Annotated in this window: 20 protein-coding genes and 2 pseudogenes; 16 read left to right on the top strand and 6 right to left on the bottom strand. The window is 33.5% G+C overall.

The window, feature by feature from the left end; translation table 11 throughout:
* Positions 1–103 precede the first annotated feature (103 nt).
* From S3O_RS0106245 to S3O_RS20450, 5 genes are all read left to right on the top strand, one after another.
* Positions 104–928: a hypothetical protein gene (locus S3O_RS0106245; RefSeq protein ID WP_010598217.1), complete on the top strand. Its 825-nt coding sequence runs from the start codon at positions 104–106 to the stop codon at positions 926–928.
* Complete coding sequence (locus S3O_RS0106240; RefSeq protein ID WP_010598216.1) at positions 906–2,039, top strand: DegT/DnrJ/EryC1/StrS family aminotransferase; 1,134 nt, start codon at positions 906–908, stop codon at positions 2,037–2,039. Before S3O_RS0106245 ends, S3O_RS0106240 begins: the two co-directional genes overlap by 23 nt.
* A gap of 153 nt (positions 2,040–2,192) precedes the next feature.
* On the top strand, positions 2,193–2,936 hold the full coding sequence (locus tag S3O_RS14080; protein WP_010598215.1) for an SDR family oxidoreductase: 744 nt from the start codon (positions 2,193–2,195) through the stop codon (positions 2,934–2,936).
* A gap of 383 nt (positions 2,937–3,319) precedes the next feature.
* On the top strand, positions 3,320–3,610 hold the full coding sequence (locus tag S3O_RS11785; protein WP_010598214.1) for a putative protein tyrosine phosphatase: 291 nt from the start codon (positions 3,320–3,322) through the stop codon (positions 3,608–3,610).
* 186 nt (positions 3,611–3,796) lie between these two features.
* Positions 3,797–3,940, top strand: a complete 144-nt coding sequence (locus S3O_RS20450) for a type II toxin-antitoxin system YafQ family toxin (RefSeq protein WP_083827746.1) — start codon at positions 3,797–3,799, stop codon at positions 3,938–3,940.
* Between the two features lie 137 nt (positions 3,941–4,077).
* Here S3O_RS20450 and S3O_RS20445 read toward each other — a convergent pair.
* Positions 4,078–4,221: pseudogene (locus S3O_RS20445) on the bottom strand (nitrilase-related carbon-nitrogen hydrolase); the annotation flags it as partial.
* A 69-nt stretch (positions 4,222–4,290) separates the two neighbouring features.
* On the opposite strand from S3O_RS20445, the gene S3O_RS0106225 reads away from it, so the two are divergent.
* From S3O_RS0106225 to S3O_RS0106165, 11 genes are all read left to right on the top strand, one after another.
* Positions 4,291–4,632 (top strand): hypothetical protein, encoded by a 342-nt coding sequence (locus tag S3O_RS0106225; RefSeq protein ID WP_010598213.1) that lies wholly within the window; start codon positions 4,291–4,293, stop codon positions 4,630–4,632.
* A 1,022-nt stretch (positions 4,633–5,654) separates the two neighbouring features.
* Positions 5,655–5,792, top strand: a complete 138-nt coding sequence (locus S3O_RS17345) for a hypothetical protein (protein WP_156792792.1) — start codon at positions 5,655–5,657, stop codon at positions 5,790–5,792.
* A 40-nt stretch (positions 5,793–5,832) separates the two neighbouring features.
* Positions 5,833–6,039 (top strand): hypothetical protein, encoded by a 207-nt coding sequence (locus tag S3O_RS0106205; RefSeq protein WP_010598211.1) that lies wholly within the window; start codon positions 5,833–5,835, stop codon positions 6,037–6,039.
* A gap of 24 nt (positions 6,040–6,063) precedes the next feature.
* Positions 6,064–6,195, top strand: a complete 132-nt coding sequence (locus S3O_RS19645) for a hypothetical protein (protein WP_268869441.1) — start codon at positions 6,064–6,066, stop codon at positions 6,193–6,195.
* Positions 6,192–6,353, top strand: coding sequence for a hypothetical protein (locus S3O_RS18875; RefSeq protein ID WP_235776208.1), 162 nt, complete (start codon positions 6,192–6,194; stop codon positions 6,351–6,353). The genes S3O_RS19645 and S3O_RS18875 overlap by 4 nt, the downstream gene beginning before the upstream one ends.
* A 144-nt stretch (positions 6,354–6,497) precedes the next feature.
* Positions 6,498–7,289, top strand: a complete 792-nt coding sequence (locus tag S3O_RS0106190; protein WP_010598210.1) for a hypothetical protein — start codon at positions 6,498–6,500, stop codon at positions 7,287–7,289.
* Between the two features lie 320 nt (positions 7,290–7,609).
* Positions 7,610–7,903: a hypothetical protein gene (locus S3O_RS16495; RefSeq protein WP_010598209.1), complete on the top strand. Its 294-nt coding sequence runs from the start codon at positions 7,610–7,612 to the stop codon at positions 7,901–7,903.
* 1,423 nt (positions 7,904–9,326) lie between these two features.
* Positions 9,327–10,172: a TauD/TfdA family dioxygenase gene (locus tag S3O_RS0106180; RefSeq protein ID WP_010598208.1), complete on the top strand. Its 846-nt coding sequence runs from the start codon at positions 9,327–9,329 to the stop codon at positions 10,170–10,172.
* Positions 10,173–10,192: 20 nt separating this feature from the next.
* Entirely contained in the window at positions 10,193–11,446 is a 1,254-nt protein-coding gene (locus tag S3O_RS0106175; protein WP_010598207.1) for a hypothetical protein, read from the top strand.
* A gap of 463 nt (positions 11,447–11,909) precedes the next feature.
* Positions 11,910–12,725: a hypothetical protein gene (locus S3O_RS0106170; RefSeq protein ID WP_010598206.1), complete on the top strand. Its 816-nt coding sequence runs from the start codon at positions 11,910–11,912 to the stop codon at positions 12,723–12,725.
* Positions 12,695–13,666: a hypothetical protein gene (locus S3O_RS0106165; protein WP_010598205.1), complete on the top strand. Its 972-nt coding sequence runs from the start codon at positions 12,695–12,697 to the stop codon at positions 13,664–13,666. The genes S3O_RS0106170 and S3O_RS0106165 overlap by 31 nt, the downstream gene beginning before the upstream one ends.
* 144 nt (positions 13,667–13,810) lie before the next feature.
* Here the strand turns inward: S3O_RS0106165 and S3O_RS14075 are convergent, their stop codons facing one another.
* The 5 genes and pseudogenes from S3O_RS14075 to S3O_RS15575 form a co-directional block, all read right to left on the bottom strand.
* Positions 13,811–14,749, bottom strand: coding sequence for a S41 family peptidase (locus S3O_RS14075; RefSeq protein WP_235776229.1), 939 nt, complete (start codon positions 14,747–14,749; stop codon positions 13,811–13,813).
* Complete coding sequence (locus tag S3O_RS15585) at positions 14,700–15,107, bottom strand: S41 family peptidase (protein WP_050816855.1); 408 nt, start codon at positions 15,105–15,107, stop codon at positions 14,700–14,702. The genes S3O_RS14075 and S3O_RS15585 overlap by 50 nt, the downstream gene beginning before the upstream one ends.
* Positions 15,108–15,420: 313 nt before the next feature.
* A pseudogene (gpmI, locus tag S3O_RS14070) lies at positions 15,421–16,850 on the bottom strand (2,3-bisphosphoglycerate-independent phosphoglycerate mutase).
* Between the two features lie 3 nt (positions 16,851–16,853).
* Entirely contained in the window at positions 16,854–17,432 is a 579-nt protein-coding gene (locus tag S3O_RS15580; protein WP_010598201.1) for an MATE family efflux transporter, read from the bottom strand.
* Entirely contained in the window at positions 17,429–18,235 is an 807-nt protein-coding gene (locus tag S3O_RS15575) for an MATE family efflux transporter (protein WP_192805899.1), read from the bottom strand. The genes S3O_RS15580 and S3O_RS15575 overlap by 4 nt, the downstream gene beginning before the upstream one ends.
* Between the last annotated feature and the right edge of the window lie 68 nt (positions 18,236–18,303).

Below are 18,303 nucleotides of genomic sequence, written 5' to 3'. Positions count from 1 at the left end.
TAAAAATTATTTATTCAGTAAAAATTTTACAAAATAAGTTAAAGCCCTATTAGGCAGTTAAACAGGCGGTTAAAAAGTATGTTTTTTATGGAAAGGAGAGTACATGAGAACAGAAATCTATAATTTAAATGAACTTGATGGAAAACATATTGATTTTAAGAGTAGTGAACTTGTTAACAATGCTCTAATTATATTGTTTGATAATGAAATAAATTTAGTTGAAATAACTCATAAATGTAATAGAAAAATCAATAATGAGCTCTATTTACAATCACGTGAAGAAACTTGGAATAATCTTAAACAAGAGTATTCGAATAAGTTGTGGAATGGGATCGTTTATACCATTGAATCTCTAAGGTTCAAAAAGCAGAAGCTCATTATTGAAATGGGTATATGTGAATATAAGGATATTATTCTTAAAAATAAACTTGGTTTTAAAAACATAAAGGCTAAATTTGGAAATGATGCTATAGCTATTCATACATTTACAGCTGGAATGCCAGTAACTCGAGATGGCGATTTAGCTTTAGGGATAGTTGGAGAGGGTACCTATCAAGCACCAGGCGAAGCAGATTTTATAGGTGGTACATTAAATGTAGATAGTCTACAAATTATTAATATCAATGACATTAAAAAATTTACAGCGCAAGAATTCGAAGAAGAATTAGGTCTGGATATTCCCTACTGTGATTTTAGATTATTTTCATTGAATTATTATAATGGCTGCTGTTTTTTCTTATTTAAGCTTATTATTCAGGATAGAAATGTATTTTTATCTTTTAAAGAAAATAAAGAGATAAAAGATATACTCTGGGTCCCGTTTGAAAAGTTGAATATTTGCTCCCCTGTTACTAATGATGTTCGCTTTTTTATGGAAAATTTTCAACGTATTAAGGATAAATGCCATGTATACAATACCAAGCTTTAAATCCTCCTATACACAAGCAGATGTAGATGCATTATTAGCTGTTGTAAAACGCTCAATGTTTTGGGCAGATAGTCCAGAGATAGATGAACTCGAGCAGAACATGGCATCCTATTTAAATATTAAGCATACCCTTTTATTTAATTCAGGAACCTCCGCATTACTTACTTTATTGTTAGCACTAGATGTTAGGAATAAGGAAGTTATATGTCCAAGTTTTACGTTTATTGCAACCGTAAATACCATTGAATTAGCAGGGGCGATACCTGTATTTGCGGATTCAGAATCTGAAACGTTTGGCTTAGATGCGGAAGATGTAGAGAAAAAAATATCGGATAAAACAAAGGCTATTATTACAATTAATTATGGAGGCTGTATTTGTCGCGATGTGAAATTATTACGTGCGCTAGCAGATAAAAACGATTTGGTATTTATTGAAGATGCCGCCCAATCATTTTCAGCTACCGTAGATGGGAATCATGTTGGTTCATACAGCGATGCTGCAATTTTTAGCTTTTGTCAGAATAAATTAATTACCGCGCTTGGAGAAGGAGGAAGTATAGTAACTAACGATAGAAAAGTGTATGAAAAAACAAAAGGCTTACGTTCTCATGGGCGTGTTGATTTGCCTGGAAATAAGCACTTTGATAGCGTTGAAGATAATGACTACCTTTACCCGGGTTATAACTTCAGAATGCCTAGTGCTTCTGCGGCATTTCTCAATTCTCAACTGAAACATATAGAGAAAAATTTATCTAAAAGAAGAGCTATTGCAGAATATTATAATAGAGAGCTTTCCAGTATTAGAGACATTAGAACTCCAAAAGCACCTAAAAATTTTACACATATTTATCAAATGTACACTATACGATTACCTTCAAATGAAATACGGGAAGGATTAAAAAACCACTTATTAAACCAAAGCATTATGGTGCGTTGCTATTTTGAACTTGTACATATTAAGCATTATTTTAAGAAAAAATATGCTGATTTATATTTACCGATTGCACAAAAACTTAGCCAGGAAGTGTTGACGCTTCCTATGTTCCCGCAACTCTTGGAAGATGACCTGGTATATATTATCAAATCGATTAAAGAATATTTTAGCCACTAAGGAGTGTGATATTAATATGGACAACATAGTAGTAATAGGTGGTGCAGGATATTTAGGAAGCGTTCTTTGTACCCGCCTTGTTGAAATGGGGATGAACGTTTTAAGCTTAGATACGCATTGGTTTGGAAATAACTCATTATCACACTTGGATAAGTGCCCAAATTTTTTCTAGTACAATTACGAGACTATTTACATGGTGCCGATGCAGTCATTAATTTAGGTGGAATTGTTGGTGATCCCGCATGTAACCTTGATCTTGAATTTACTTCACATTGTAATTATAAATCTACTGTTGCTTCGGCGAAAATTTGCAAAGAACTACGTATTTCTCGTTATATATTTGCATCTAGTTGTAGTGTTTATGGGAAAACTGAAGTAGCTAAAGCCTCAGAAGAGGCTTTAGCTTTTCCATTATCTTATTATGCTAAGGATAAGTTAGAATGTGAACAAAGTATTCAATTATTAGCTGGAGAAAATTTTTATCCGACGATACTTCGATTAGGAACTTTATTTGGCTGGTCTTATCGTATGCGTTTTGATTTAGTGCTCAATTTATTAGTCGCGCACGCCTATTTGAATGGAACCATTGATGTTTATGGTGGAAGTCAATGGCGACCTTTTCTGCATGTTATGGATGCAGCGCATGCCTTTATTTTGGTTTTAAAAGCAAGTCCTTCTATAGTATCTAACCAGATATTTAATGTAGGCAGTAATAGTAACAACTACCAAATTACTAACATTGCAACATTTATATCTCAATCAATTCCCACGAAAATTAACTTAATGGATGATAAGGATAAAAGTGATAATAGGGATTATCAGGTTGATTTTTCAAAAATAAAAAACAGCTTGGATTTAAGCTTGGAAATTCTGTCACAGAAGCTATTTTTGAAATAAAAAATAAAATCATAACGTACAAGGATTTTAATTTAAAAAATCCTGAATATAGCAATTTACATGTGATAAAAAAACTCCTAACGAAAATAAATATGGTATCCGCTTCAATTGAGAATAGTTTTTATGAAAGTTAAATAAGTAATTTATTTCGGATTAATGAGGATTATAAACTATTTAACCCAACTCATATTATATCAATAATAGATCCTAGAATTGCTAAAGAGCATATACCAACGTTTCCCGAACAAATAAATTTATTACAGCTTTATTTTTATGATGATGACGATCTATCTTTGTAAGAAGAGCCTATCATTGACTATTTTATTAAAATAGTTCAATTTCTAGATACATATATCCGATTATCTAACGCTAAAAAATCAATTATGATTCACTGCCACGCTGGAGCAAGTAGAAGTCCTGCTATTTTATATCTTTTATATGCATTAAAATTAGGCCCTAATAGAGAGCAAGAAGCTTTTATAAAAATGCTAAAAAATACTAATAAACCTTGGCCAAGTAGATTTATAATCTCATTGGCAGATACGTATCTTCAGCGTAACAGTAAATTACTGTACCCATTAGATGATTATCAACATTTATTCCCTAACCGCTATAAGGCCTACATGCGATTAAATCGCAAGCGAAATTTAAATAAGTTTTTAGAGGCTCCCTAAAAAATATAAATTTAGAACGGTCTATACCAATTAAATATAGACAATTGTTAATTCTAATTTAACTACGGTAAGAGGTTTACCACAGCATTTTATTAAGAACTAGGATACGAAATTAGCAGAGATAAAAAAGCTTTGAGATGTGTAGCAAGCCGTTTTTACAAAAAGATTTGAAAAAGATGTGAAGCTATCTCTCAGAAGAGGAAAAAATATAAAAAGTTAAAAATTATTATAGATTTTTTACTAGAAAGAGAAAAATTGCCAGTTAAATATAGAGATCATTGTTTAATGGGTAATTATAAGGAGGGTTGCCAATGGAATATAGACTGCTAATGTGGTTTGTAAGATAATATGGGGTGGTTTAGGCAAGATTGTGCAGATAGCTTGAAAAAGAGAGCGTTTCTGGCCTTGAAGATATTTACAATAGGGAGGGTAGGGTGCCTTCGTTAGCTCATTAATGAAAATAATTTTTAGTGCTTTCTAATAGGTATAAACTTTCTAATTTCATGCAATTTTTTTAGGTTAATCTCTGCATAGACAATACCTGAGCCTGCTTCTGTACGTTCCGCAATAACAGAACCCCACGGGTCTACAATCAATGTATGGCCGTATGTTTTTCGTCCATTATATTTAAAGGCTTAACTACGGGGAAAATAGGGCTATTTTCAGAGCTACTTCATACCATGAATGAGCGTTATATCAAAAATTCTCGAAAAATTAGGCGTAAAGAAAATATCAAATTACTGAATGAAGCGGTATTTCAATTAACCACCTCTCTGTCTGAATTTCATCCTTATGTGTTAGGCCAAAACGATGCGGTACTTGGATTTAGCGAATTACTGTCTTATGTGAGCTTATTTTTTAACGGTGGAGAAAAATTGCAGCTTAACAATAAATCCCATCACTTCTCTATCGAAAAAACATTTGAAAAAACAAAGAAAATGGCATCTCTTTATCCCAATGGTAATGTAGGGCAGTATTTTACTGCAAAAAGAATTTTTTTTGGCGATTTTATTCAGTTTTAGGGTGCATTACCTGAAGATTCACGTTTTGGTGCGATGGTTGCTATTAAACGTTATGCTGCTGAAACAGCCAGTATTATGTTGAATCCACTTTAAAAAATATATTAATTTAAAAAGTAACAATCTTCCTCTGTTTTTTGTTTGTATCATAAAAAACATGCTCGGGCGAAGAACTTTCTAGCTATTCTTAAAAAAACGAGAGGCTTTTAGAGACTTACTCAAGCAATTAAGCAGAGAACCTCGCCGTTATGTGGTAAAATTCGTAATAAAGAAAACTTAGGATGAAAATGACCCCGATGCGGTCGATGAGTTTATCCACATTCTCACCACTGACTTGCCAGAGGATAAAGATATTATTATGACATTTGCACAATAACTTGAACAAAAAGGGCTACAAAAAGGCCTACAGCAAGGCAAAAGAGAAGAAGACTTGGTTATTGCAAAGAGAATGCTGGATATGGGCATCGATCATGAGATTATTAAGAAAGCGACCCGGCTTTCTGGTCAAGATTTACTCAGCCTAGAGGATTAATATTTTCAAAAGCCGGTGGCCGGTGTAGCCTTGAAGAAGGCTTATTCGCCAGAAAAATCAAAAGAATCACCAGCTATTCAATCAGTGAGCTTGATATCTCTTCTATCCACCACTCACCACGGCTGAGTAGTTTTGGAGTTGAGTGAGCCTGCAAGCTCGGTCGAGAAGCTGGAAATCGTATCTGAAAATTCATCCTCCTTTAAAGGTGCGGTATTAATGGCCACCAAGATAGAAGAAGTTTTACCATTCTTAGCCGATAAGCTCAATCTTCCAAGTAAGCTCATGAAATCCAAAAAGGAGTTGGCTAATTTTCTACAGCATATGGCCCAATAGATTCAATAGTCACAAATGCCTAAGCCACAATTGCCAACACCGCAGACCAGTGCCAGTCCAATTGCCATTCTTTCTCCTTCACAGGTACAGTTCTGATGTTAGAAAAACTAAATCATTTACTGAGCAAAAAAAGATAGATAAATATTAGTACGATTTATTTGTGTTATTTACTCAGGCACAAGGTTCTGAATTTTTTAGAAATCAATTAACACGGATCGCGTTTGAAGAATCACCCACAGCCACCGAGCCTGGTTTTGCTTGGGCGGATGGTCGACGTTCGGTTTGGCGCGATATTTAAAATACACTGAATTTTATTTATCAATTGTTAGAGGAAAACAATGGAAACAATGAATAGTGAAACAGAAAATCGAGTCACACAAGTAATAATAGTGACCGATCCCCCCAAACTCTATGCTAGTAAATACAAATCAGTAGAAGAGTTAGAAAAAGCGTATAAAAAAAGTGCAACAGTGTTTAACGAAAATAAAGCTTTACAAAAGAAGCTAAAAAGTTTTGCTATTCCTGAAAACTATCAATTACCATAATCAGTTTCATTATCTGAGCGGGAAATGCAAGGTTTAGTTAGTACCGTTAAGCAGGTCGGTTTAAAGCAAACTCAGTTTGAGAAGACACTGGCTACGCTGCAAGCGCAGCAACAAAACGACAAACGCAATTATCTGAATGTAAAAAACAACTGGTGAACAGTTTAGCAAACCTATTTGATCCGTATGAAGGTCGAGCCGAGATCCTTAAAATAGTGGATGAATATCGTAAAAATCCCACAGAGAAAAATCGACAGGGTATTAAGCTTGCGAATGAAGTCGCTGAAGCTAGGAAAAAATATTTTTTTATATTATAGTTTTTGTAAGAATAAAAAATATAAGAAGCCACCTTCATGGTATCTAAAAATTTTTTAGGTACGCATTTTTGAGTAAAGTTAGCTTCTAACATAAGGGCTAAAATTATGTACTCTTTTTCAGATCACAGAATATTAAATAGATTCATGAAAAATCCAAAATACCGAATCACGACTAAAGAACAATTAAATTCTGTATATAATAAAAAAAAATTTTTAACTGATTTCACAAGAATGCAAAAAGAACTCAGCGTTAATGGCCAATCACTAAAGGATTTAAATATAAATGTTAATGCTCCTGATGCGGTTGATTTAATATTTATAAAACTTTTTGAGCCTTATCCAAATATAAATAAAAAGAAAAGAGAACAGATCGAAAAATTTTTAATGCTATTTCTTCATCAAGAATTTCTTCACACTCACATGAATATGTTGGTAGAGAATGTACGGAACAATACAGCTGAGCAATGGACTATTTCAAGCAGCCAAAGAAAAATAGATATAAGATTAAGTGAAAATGAGTTACTTATTCAAGTTAGCTTTCTTTTCTGTATATTAGTCATATCTGATACTGAAAAAAGTGGAAATATTATAATAAGAGAAGTGGATCAAGAAAAAGATTTTTTTGTTAAAGGAAAATCGACATATAAAATTAATACTACTTCACACAAAAATGGATGTGGATGGATAGCAGAGTATGGTTTAGTGGACTCTAGTATTGAATGTAAAGATGAATTTAAAGGTCTGTTGGATACCAGAAATCTCTTAGAAAAACTTATAGATTTTATTACTTCAATTATTGAAAAGATAACTGCTGATTTAAAATCAAATCCAAGTTTAAAATCTAAACCTATTTTTTTTGTATCAGAAAATGGTAAAATATTAGATAACGAGCTTATTAATCCATCAAAAAAGTTACTTAAAGAGATAACTAGATAAAGTACCTGTCAACGCTATTACTAGAAGCTATAATAAAACTATCCATCTAAAAAGCTGATAGGATGCTACCTTTATTAGATTTATCGAAGCCTTATCAACCCTGTAGAGATAGGCAATCTGATCGATGAAAGAGAATTCAGTTTCATTTTATTTATTAGGTTGTCTTATGTTTGATGTCAGTAGTTTAAAAGCGACCTGTCAGTTATTTGACACGGGAGTCGCTACAATACTAAAACGATTTAAAGCTCAAAGATACCATCGAAGAGCGTCATGGTTTACGCGGAACCGTATTAAATGTACCGGTTTCGGATTTAGTGGAAATGAATCAAACCCACTTTGCGTCAATGGACATTTTTATCACACCGGTCAATGAAACCAATATTCAAGCCCCAACGAATGATTACTATTTGAAAACCGTAATCGATAGAGGGGAATATAAATTATATAATTTTGATAAGTTCCGTGATCATGCCAAACTTTATGCCAAAGCTGCGGCACGATTAACCGATTACATTAAGATCCTTGCGATCTTCAGTGATCCTGCTTTTATTCAAGGTGAGATTTATACTGTACCTTTAAAGGTTGGTATCAACACAGGTTTAAATACGCCTTAGCGATTGCCTATTTAGAAAGCCAGGGCATGGAGTGCACGATCTTCAAGTGAGCGCTTGAGCCCGGCATTGATTAATGCCTTCTTTGTATAGCGATGAGAAAGGCTTATTTCATCAGGTACTTATCACTAAAAGCAGTGCTATTCTATGTAACCTTTAGAAAAAATTAATACAAAAGGTGCAGAATTTTATAATCCTAAAAAAATACTAGCGCGTCATCACTAGCGTCTTATTCATGTTATTTGATAGAAAAGTAGAATTTTTCAGCATTTCTTTGCTTTTGAAAAATTTAATTTTCTGTAGGATAGTTCTCAGAAGTAAAAGAAAACCTATTTTAAATCAGCTGTATATGTCTGATTTTCTTTTCTCCAGAATGATGCCTCAGACTTTATCTACAGATCTCGATTGTTATTGTTTGACAACGACCATTTTTTCAAATAGCCAAAAGAGATTATTCAGTGTCTGGTTGGCATGATCAGAAAAAACAAGTGTGGTCATGAATTGTTCAATTATTTAGTGTATTATATGCTGATAGCAGATAAAATATTGAAAATAGGGGTAATTAGCAATTAAAACCGAGATCAATTGAAGCGTATGAAAGAGGATGTAATTCATCCAGAACAATCGCTTAGATGCAAGAAAGTTTTCAGAAGCTTGATATGCAGGTCAATGCCTAAAAATAGATTTGTGGTTGCTTTATATCTTCATCTGTTAAGCAAGAATTCTCTGTTTAAAATAATAAAGAAATAATATAAATATAGGCTTTTCACTTAGCCTAGAATTTTATGCAAGAATAAAAGAAGACTTAAGGAAGTGGTATCGAAGAAAAGTAAGGAAAATGCTCTTATCCTGATAAAAAAATCTGCTATATCTTTGCTAATCGAAGTTGTTTGCGTTTAAGACGATCGGCCAAAGAAATTAAATTAATTAATAACCGTTTAATCGATGAGTTTTATCTTTTCTTTTATCTAATATCACTAAATTAGTAAATAAGGTAATTTAGTTTATTTACTATGGTTTAAACCAATGTTTTCTTCTTCATTGCTGTGCAGGATAAACATGAACAAATTTTTTATAAACTGAACGAAGATGTTTAAAGTCTGTATGTGACAAAAAGTGCCCACTTATCAACATTGTTATATCTTTGTAAGGCTATAAAGATTTCATAATAATATTCTTTTTTCAATAATTTATGATATGTATACTTATTTTCGTACTTTTTGTTTTCTATGTCCTATCGAGTATGCCAATGGATGACGTTTCAATTAAAGCTAATCTCCTTAATGAGCCGGGATTATGTAGAACTTAAAAAAATAAGTACTTTATCTATATATTTTCTACATCTAATTATAACATATTGTTGTATGATAAAAGTACTCCTATAGTTTTATGTTGAATATATAAAAACAATAATAAAGGGTTATTTATGAGTAAATCCATCTTGCCTACACATAACCTTGAAAATATTTTTCATAAAAGTCAAAAACTAGAGATTCCTCAAATTTGTTACTTGAAGGTAACACACCATAAAGTGATTCCATACGCGCATATTTCAGAAATATTAGATAAGTATGGTCTATCTATAATTACTTTAAATTATCAAGATAAGAGCGCTACGTTTAAAAAAATTATTAATACTTTAGGTCATCCACACCTTCATAAAGAAGAGAATAGCTATCTATGGGATATTAAGGTAGTAAGGGGTAAAAAAATGACCCAACCGCTTGCTCGATCACATAAAGATGATGAATTTCATTTTCATACGGATTGTTCTTATGAAGAAAATGTTCCTGATTATTTCGCTTTGTATGTATTACATGCCGATAAAAAATTGGGTGGGAACAATTTAATTCTCGACGTTAAGTGGTTAAAAGACGCCTTATCTCATAAATCACTCAAAATATTGAAAAATATTCCTATTACTATAAATGTGCCTAAAGAATTTTTCAAAGGAATTGACTTTATAAAAGCATGTATTTTTGATAAGTATTTTAATATTCGCTATCGGCGTGAAATTATTAATTTTGATCATCTAACCTCTGAGCAATTCAATGCAATAAGCGAGCTAGAACATTTAATATATTTACCCAAACTTTGTCGAGGATTCACGTTAAGAGATAATCAAATACTTATATTAAGTAATAAAAGGTTTCTTCATGCAAAAACTCAAATAAACGATCCAGAAAGACATTTGCAACGTATTCGATTTTTTAAAACCTCATCGGCCCTTTCTTCTGCTGATCAGAAAAAAAACAACAACTTCTTGGTCTAACTTAAGTAATAACAAGATTTATGTTGCCTATAAAACAGCTTCTACCAAAACGTTCTACAAAACAGAGTCAATTTCAAAAAGACCAGTCTAATTTAATTAGAAATTTAAATAAAACTTATCAGCCAATTCAGTTTGATAAATTTAATATTAATCCTTATCCATTACTTTTTAGTAAAGAACTCATTTATCAGGTAAATGGTTGTCATACTTTATTAATAGAGGCAATACATAAGATTGTAAGCAGCTTTTTTGATGATCCTATCCTCCAAGAGATGATTTCACTCAACGATACTGTGCTTAATTTATTATATCCATTGAGAGATAAACCTTATGCAATAGGAGCTATTCGTCCTGATTTTCTTTTTAATGAAAATTATCAGTTAAAAATATGTGAAATAAATACACGGTTCCCATTAAATGCATTTCTTTTTTCACAGTGCCTCTATACTGAAATACATAAAAATTTTGGAAATAATAGTTTCTATTTTGATAGAGAATTATTAAAAATTTCTAATATTATTAATAATTTTTTTGATTCTGATCGGCCTATCTCAATTTTATTGAATAAAGAAAAAAGCTTTGATATTTGCCTCTTACAAAATATTTTAGAAAAAATATCTAACTTAACTGTGAAACAAATTAGTCCATTTAATAATCAGCAAAGCGATCATGTTTTTCAAACAATACTTAATTTACATCAAGAAGAATTAGTTTGTTTAGACTCAGACTTGTTTAAAGAAATAACAGCACAACCTTACTTTAACGATATAAGAACAATATTTATAGTACATGATAAAAGATTATTAGCGCTATTATCGAATAAAAAAATTATGTCCAAATATATTTCTTCTGAAAAATGTGATCAACTAGCAAATTATATTATTCCAACTTATACGTTATTAAATGATCATACCGTACAAAATATTAAAATGAATCCTAAAAACTGGGTTTTAAAAAAGAGTTTGACAGGGAAAGGGAAAGGCATGTATATTGGAAAAGAAGCTCAATTTTCTGAAATATTAACCGTGCTGAATGAAAAAAAACTTGATTATGTTGTCCAGCCATTTATTAATCAGCCTCTTTTTCAACTTTTAAATGAGGCTTCTTCAAATAGTGCAGCGATGCCGAGTAGCGGCTATCAAAATATCTATTTAGTAGGTTCTATACTCAGTTTTAATAACATTTTATTAGGACCCGGAATCATAAGAGGTTCATGTAAATCAATTATCAATATTGCACAAGGTGGAACTACTGTCTTTATGCCAATTTGTTAAATTTAAGAAATGATCAGCCATAAATAATAAAATTTAAAGTAATCGAGATAGCTTAGAGTGAGTGTTATTTAGATTTACTTCTAATCTGACTATAATAATCAAATTATATTATTTTTTATAATGATCATAGAAAAACTTGCAAACAAAGATCATTAAAAATTAGATAAAAATCTATTTTTAATTGTTCTTTTGGGAGATTCAGTTTTTTAAAATAGAGTATAAATTCTATGGTAGTTTTACTTTAGGTTTAGCTTCCCATGGATTCTTTACCAGACTATAAGTATTAAAACGAGCCATTAGGTTTTAATTAAAAAAGTTTTGACTATTTGTATTTTATAAATTAAAATTATATCTAAACAATATTAATTGTTAAGGACAATAATTAGCTCTTTAATTACTTTTTGTCCCGATTATGCCTACTCCTGACATCGATAATAACACCCCTTTTTTTTATCAAGGATTATTGGATTCAGCAATATACCTTGAAAATAAAGGATATTCTATTTGTTTAATAGATGAGGCTACGGATCTAAATGATCTAGATAATGCCAAGCACCATCATTTAAATGAGCCAGTATATATTGCCGAAGTCTTAGGAGATGGGAATTGTGCAACGAGCGCGATGATGCTGGCCTTCTTAAGGCAAGGTATTACACAGGGTAAACAGTCGTTTGTTGCGGATAAGTTATGTCAGATTGTTGAGAGAAATGAAGACCAGGTCAAAAAAGAGTATAAAATAGCTTGTCCCTCAGATTTTCTTGAGTTTATTAAGCAATATCGTGCTTTAACCCCAGAACAATACAACGCTTTTTTTGAAAGATTTTTTCTAAAAAATGACCCCATCCCTAAATTTTTAAGTGCTTGTGCTCGTCAGGACATGTGTAGGTTTTTTACTAGTGATACTTTTGTTGCGAGTCATGCTTATAATGAGTTAGTTAGTAAATTTGATACAAAAGAATTATTTGATAAAAATTTACAAGAACTATTTTATCTAGGCTTACATATCGATGCTGAGTTTCTTCGTTGTTACTTAAATAATTATCATCAAATTAGCATTAATGTTTACCAGATTTATGAGGATAAAATAAAAGATTTAGATAGTTTATGTTCCCATAATCAAGAGTATAACTTGCTTCAAGCACAACAATCAGAAAATTTACATTTGAATTTAATTTTTTTTAAAAGACATTTTGATACTTTAATTTTTAAAAAAGATATTGATCAATATCTCGAACAAAATAAAGATAAATGGTTACAAAAACAACCAGACTCTCTGTAAATCAAAGTTCTTTTATCAATAGACAAGATACACAGATTACGACCAGTCAGGATTTGATAAAAGAACAAGATAAGTTGAAGGATCAGTCACGGGAGTATTCATTTGAAACATTAGAAAAAAATGAAAGTGAGCGGTTAGATAATCAACTGAATGAAGCGTATCAATCAAGTAATGATTCGGTTATAAATAAAAAAGATAAACAGATTGTAATCGATCAGGATTTGATACAAGCAAAAGACAAGTTGACGAGTCAGCCATCACCAGGTGTTTTTGAATCAGAATCAGAGTATCAATTATTAGAAGATTCAAAAAAAACAAAAGAAATAAAAATTAAACAACCTAAAAAAAATCAAAATCAATTGTTAAAAAAACAATTGGACCTTCTTACAGAATGTTTATTCAGTCATGACACTACTGTCAATGAAATAGGTCAGCAGAATGCATTCCTGCATTTAATAAAAGAGTTAAAAGATGCACTAACTGATCCATTATCTAGAGCTTCTTTAGATCACCTAGATAAAAAACTGCTGAACGATACAAGATTGATTTTAAATCAATCGATTGCTTCAGAAAATTATTTACTAAAACATTCGAAAAATTTAAAGAAAATATTGATAGAACACCAAAAAAATAAATTAAATTTTTATTCTAAACAAAAAGATAACAAGAGATTATTAAAGAGATTAGACCTTATTGAAGGATGTCTTAGTAAGCTTGATGACCTTAATCAAGGTGAAAAGTCTGCTCTTTATTCTATAAAAAAATGTTTAAAAGCGAAGCAGGTTAGCCAATCCTGGCGCGATTCTTTAGATAATCTAGATAAAGAATTGCTTGATAAAGCAATTCTTATTTTGAATAGAACAGGTGGATCCGAAGAGCAACTACGAAAAGATTCAGCAGAATTAGGAAAAATCTATAATGAGTACAAACAAAAAAATTAACGCGTTCTCCTGGGTTATTTAGTAATAAAAATAATTACTCCTGCCGTCTGCAGGAGAATCAAAACGGCCTCAATACAGATTCAGTGACTTGTCCTTTAGTATATTAAATGAATGGCTTTAAGGCATGATCAAGGTTGTACTGAATCATGCTTTATTTGCTGTATTTTGGAGTACCACCAGACTTTTTAAAACATTGAACGCTTCAAATAATTGATAATCGTTTCTTAAAAGTTCATTTGTTTCAATAGCGGAAGAGGGCTTTAGGCTCGTTTTTTGGTTAACGGGTTGATTTTTATTATTGCTAAGATGACCTTTTAATTCGGATTCGTGTAAATAAATAGCATCTAACCCCCGCTCGTCTAAAAAATTAACCTTTAATTCATTGAGTGTAATGTCTGGGACAATCCCGGCAGCTTGAATCGAGCGGCCAGACGGCGTGTAATAAAGCGCTGTCGTTAATTTAAGCGCACTGATTTCATCTAAAGGAATGACACTCTGTACGGAACCTTTACCAAAACTTTTTGTTCCTACTACGACCGCACGTTTATTATCCTGCAACGCACCCGCTACAATTTCAGCGCCAGAAGCAGTCCCCTGATTGATCAGCACAACCAGGGCCCCTTTATACTTTTGGTCATGATCTTTTGCGACAATTCTCATGTTCGCTTGCGGGGTATTTCCTTGGGTATAAACTAAGAGTTGTTGATATTGCATTTGTTTGGAATCTAGAAAAGCATTCGCGACTTCCGCAGCAGTAGTTAATAATCCACCTGGATTATTACGTAGATCTAAAATCAGTCCTTGTAATGAATTGTTTGGATTTTCTTGTAATGCATGCAGAAACTTATCTAAATCTTTACGGGTAGTTTCTTGAAAACTACCGATGCGAATGTAAGCAAAATGTGGAGAAAGCCATCGTCCTTTGATACTTTGAACTTGGATTGCTTCACACTTTAATTGTACAGTAAATGGTTTACGTAAGCCTTTACGAAATAAAGTTAAATGAACGACTTTACCTGTGTTGCCACGCATTTTATTTACGGCTTCGCGGAGCGTTAGGCCTTGTACCGGTTGATGATTGATACGAAGAATCCAATCCCCGGGTTGAATACGGAGTAATGATATGTAATAAACCTTCTTCCATTGCCACTTCTAAGCCCAAACCACTAAATTGACCGGTCGTAGCGGTTTGTAAATCTTTTAAATCTTCTGCATCTAAAAAACCGGAGTGTGGGTCGAGTCCACTCGCCATACCTTGCATGGCATTACATAACAATTGATGATCCGATGTAGGATGTACGTATTCTTTTTTAATAATTTGTAATTCTCGATTAAAACGTAAAACATCTTTTGATAAAGTCGATTCGGTTTGTGATTGGGGTGAAATCGGTGGAGTTGTTTCGGTTGCAAAACTGACGGCTTGAACGGCCGATAACCCCATGACAATGAGTAGGCGCGATAGCTGACATAGCTGGCTCGCCCCCCTTATTTTATATGAACTTCTTTTTTTCAGAAGCCAAGGGTAATAGGATGATTTGAGTCACAAAAACAGACACTAACGATCTGTTTTCCGTCATTTTTTATGAGAATCTTCTTTTAGTGTAATGGACTTTAATGAATTTGCGAGTTTAGCGAGCCGATAAATGGTAATTTATTGTTCAAAAAAAATATTTAATTTTCTTCTTACAACGCATTTATCTTAAAATAATATCTAAGATTGACCGTTATCTTAGCGGTGTATCTATTTTATAACGTTATTTTAATTTAATTAAATTAACACCAGTCATTTCTTTTGGTTTGGGTAAGCCTAGTAAAGCGAGGACAGTTGGTGCGACGTCCGCTAAAGTACCGGTATGCCCATCAATCATTTTCGCACGGCGTCCCACATACACAAACGGAACTGGCTCTGTTGTGTGAGCAGTATGTGGTTGCTGAGTGGTTTCATCATACATACATTCAGCGTTACCATGATCGGCTGTAATAATCATTTCTCCAGCAATACAATGATCAATGCAAGTAATCGCTTGTTCTGTGGCTTGAGTATTACCGGTGTGACCGAGCATATCGGGATTTGCAAAGTTACAGATGATTACATCATACTTTTTATGTTCGATGGCATCGGAGCAGTTGTTTTGTAATATCCAGCGCACTCATTTTGGGTACTAAATCGTAGGTCGCTACTTTTTTTGAAGGAATTAAGAGTCGTGTTTCATGAGGGTTGGGCGCTTCAACGCCTCCATTAAAGAAAAAAGTAACATGGGCATATTTTTCAGTTTCGGCAATTCTTAATTGTGTCAAATGATGTTTCGCAAGGTATTCACCTAAACCGTTGACAAATGATGCGGGTGGAAAAGCAATTTGACTATGAATATCACTGGCATAATGTGTCAAAGAGACAAAGGCACCTAAGCGGGGATGTAAGATGCGTTTGAAATTTGAGAAATCAGCATCTAAGAGACCGCGGCTAAGTTGTCGTGCACGATCCGCTCGAAAATTCATGAAAATGACGCAATCACCTTCTTCAATTTTAATGGACGGTTTATTCGCTTCATGAATCGTCGTGGGTTTAACAAATTCATCGGTTTCACCACGACTATAGGCTTGTTCCAAGCCACTGAGTGGATTGTCAGCGTGATAAGGTGCTTCACCCATCAACAAACAATCAACCGCTGCTTGGGTACGATCCCAACGCTTATCCCTATCCATGGCATAGTAGCGACCCATTAATATGAAGATAACAACGAGTTACCCCAATTTTTTTCGCCAATTCGAGCAATGCATAAATATGTTGTTCGTGACTATGCACGCCACCGGGAGAAAGTAACCCTAAAATATGAATCGCTTTATCAGTATCTTTCGCTTTTTGTAAGGCCGCACATAAGACTTCGTTTGAAAAGAATGAGCCGTCTTCAATTGCTTTATTAATCCGCGTGAGATCTTGATAAATAACACGACCGCCCCCTATGGTTAAATGACCCACTTCGGAATTACCCATTTGTCCTTCAGGCAAACCTACTGCTAGTCCAGAAGCCTTTAAAAGAGTATGCGGATAATTCGCCATTAATTCGTCCCAGCAGGTGGTCGGCGCTTTGGCAATCGCATTATAACGATCGTCTTCGCGATAGCCCCAGCCATCTAGAATCAAAAGAAGAAGCGGTTTGGGTCGTCGTTTTGATCTCAGCATAAGTTAACCTAAAAAATAGTCCCGTATTTTCCGATGATAGCGCCAAATCAGTAAAGGCGTTCCCAGTAATTGGCCCAGTAATGTTGCCCACCAAATCCCATAGCCTTGTAATTTAAAAACAATACCAAGTAAATAACCTAGAGGTAAGGTGATTCCCCAATAAATTAAAACAGAAATCCATAAAGTAAATTTCGTATCTTTGAGTCCACGTAATGCACCACAAAAAGAAAACCGTAGCGCTTCAATGATTTGCACCCAAGCTGCTAAGGCTAAAAACTGCTTCGCTAAAAAGATAATTTCACTGTTTTCAGGTGTGGAAGCAAAATCAAGATGAATTAACTTTTCAGCAAAAACCCAATAAAGTATGGCTGCAAATAGCATGAAAGTACAGGCATAAAACACACCTAAATACGTAGCATAATGAGCAGATTTTTGGTTATGGCTTCCAAGAATATATCCAATCCGGATCGATAAACCTTGCCCTAATGCAAAGGTAACAATCGAGAATAACCAATAGAACTGTAAGGTCACTTGATTCGCACTGAGCGTATTTTCACTGATCCAGCCCATAACAACCGTCATCGCCAGAAAAAACCGACTTCAACACAATACATAAGACCTAAAGGAAAGCCGACTTGCAGAATCTCTTTTAATGCAGGATAAATCGGCTCAACTCGGGATCGTTGCCAATAAATTCGGTAGTTGGGATTGAGTAAAAAATAAAAAATAAAGCCCGTTGTCATGATCCAAAAAGCCAATGCTGCACCCCAGCCAATACCCGCAATACCCAAACAAGGTAGTCCAAACTTTCCAAAAAGCAAACTATAATTAAAGAAAATATTTAAAGGAACGAATAATAAACTAAACACTAAGTTCGTTTTTGTGCGTCCTAATCCTGCAGAAAACTGTAATAAAACAGTAATCAGAAAATCAGGAATAATGGCCCAAGCTAAGCCATGTAAATACGGTTGAGCTAAGGTGACAACACTCTGTTTTTGACCGAAAAATAAGAAAATAGGGGCCAAGTTCCACATTAAAATCATTGCTGGAATCATAAGGAGAATGGCTAGCAACAAGCCAGCATATAATACCGCGCGAATTTGTAGCGGCTGATTGGCACCATAATAGCGGGCAACTAAAATAGAAATCGCCGAAAAGACTCCCCAGATAATAACCATAATCGTTGTGAATACCCAACTGACTAAGGCCCCTGCAGCAAGACTTTTTGCGCCTAAGTGCGCTAAAAAAAGGTTTGAAAAAAAACCAATCGACGTTTCAATGACGCTACTTAACACCAAGGGCAAAGCCAATGCCAGGAGAGCGTAACTTTCAACAAAAAACCTTGATTGCAGAGCACGTTGGGGTGTCTGGGGTGTAAAACTCAAAGGAACCTCATCTCTTAATATCATTGACAGTCGATATCGCTAACGATTTTCGTTATTTTTGCAAAATC

The organism is Rickettsiella massiliensis 20B, from assembly GCF_000257395.1.
Taxonomy (GTDB): domain Bacteria; phylum Pseudomonadota; class Gammaproteobacteria; order Diplorickettsiales; family Diplorickettsiaceae; genus Diplorickettsia; species Diplorickettsia massiliensis.
Note: the sequence above shows the minus strand (reverse complement) of the source record. Positions and strands in the feature narration are given on the sequence as shown.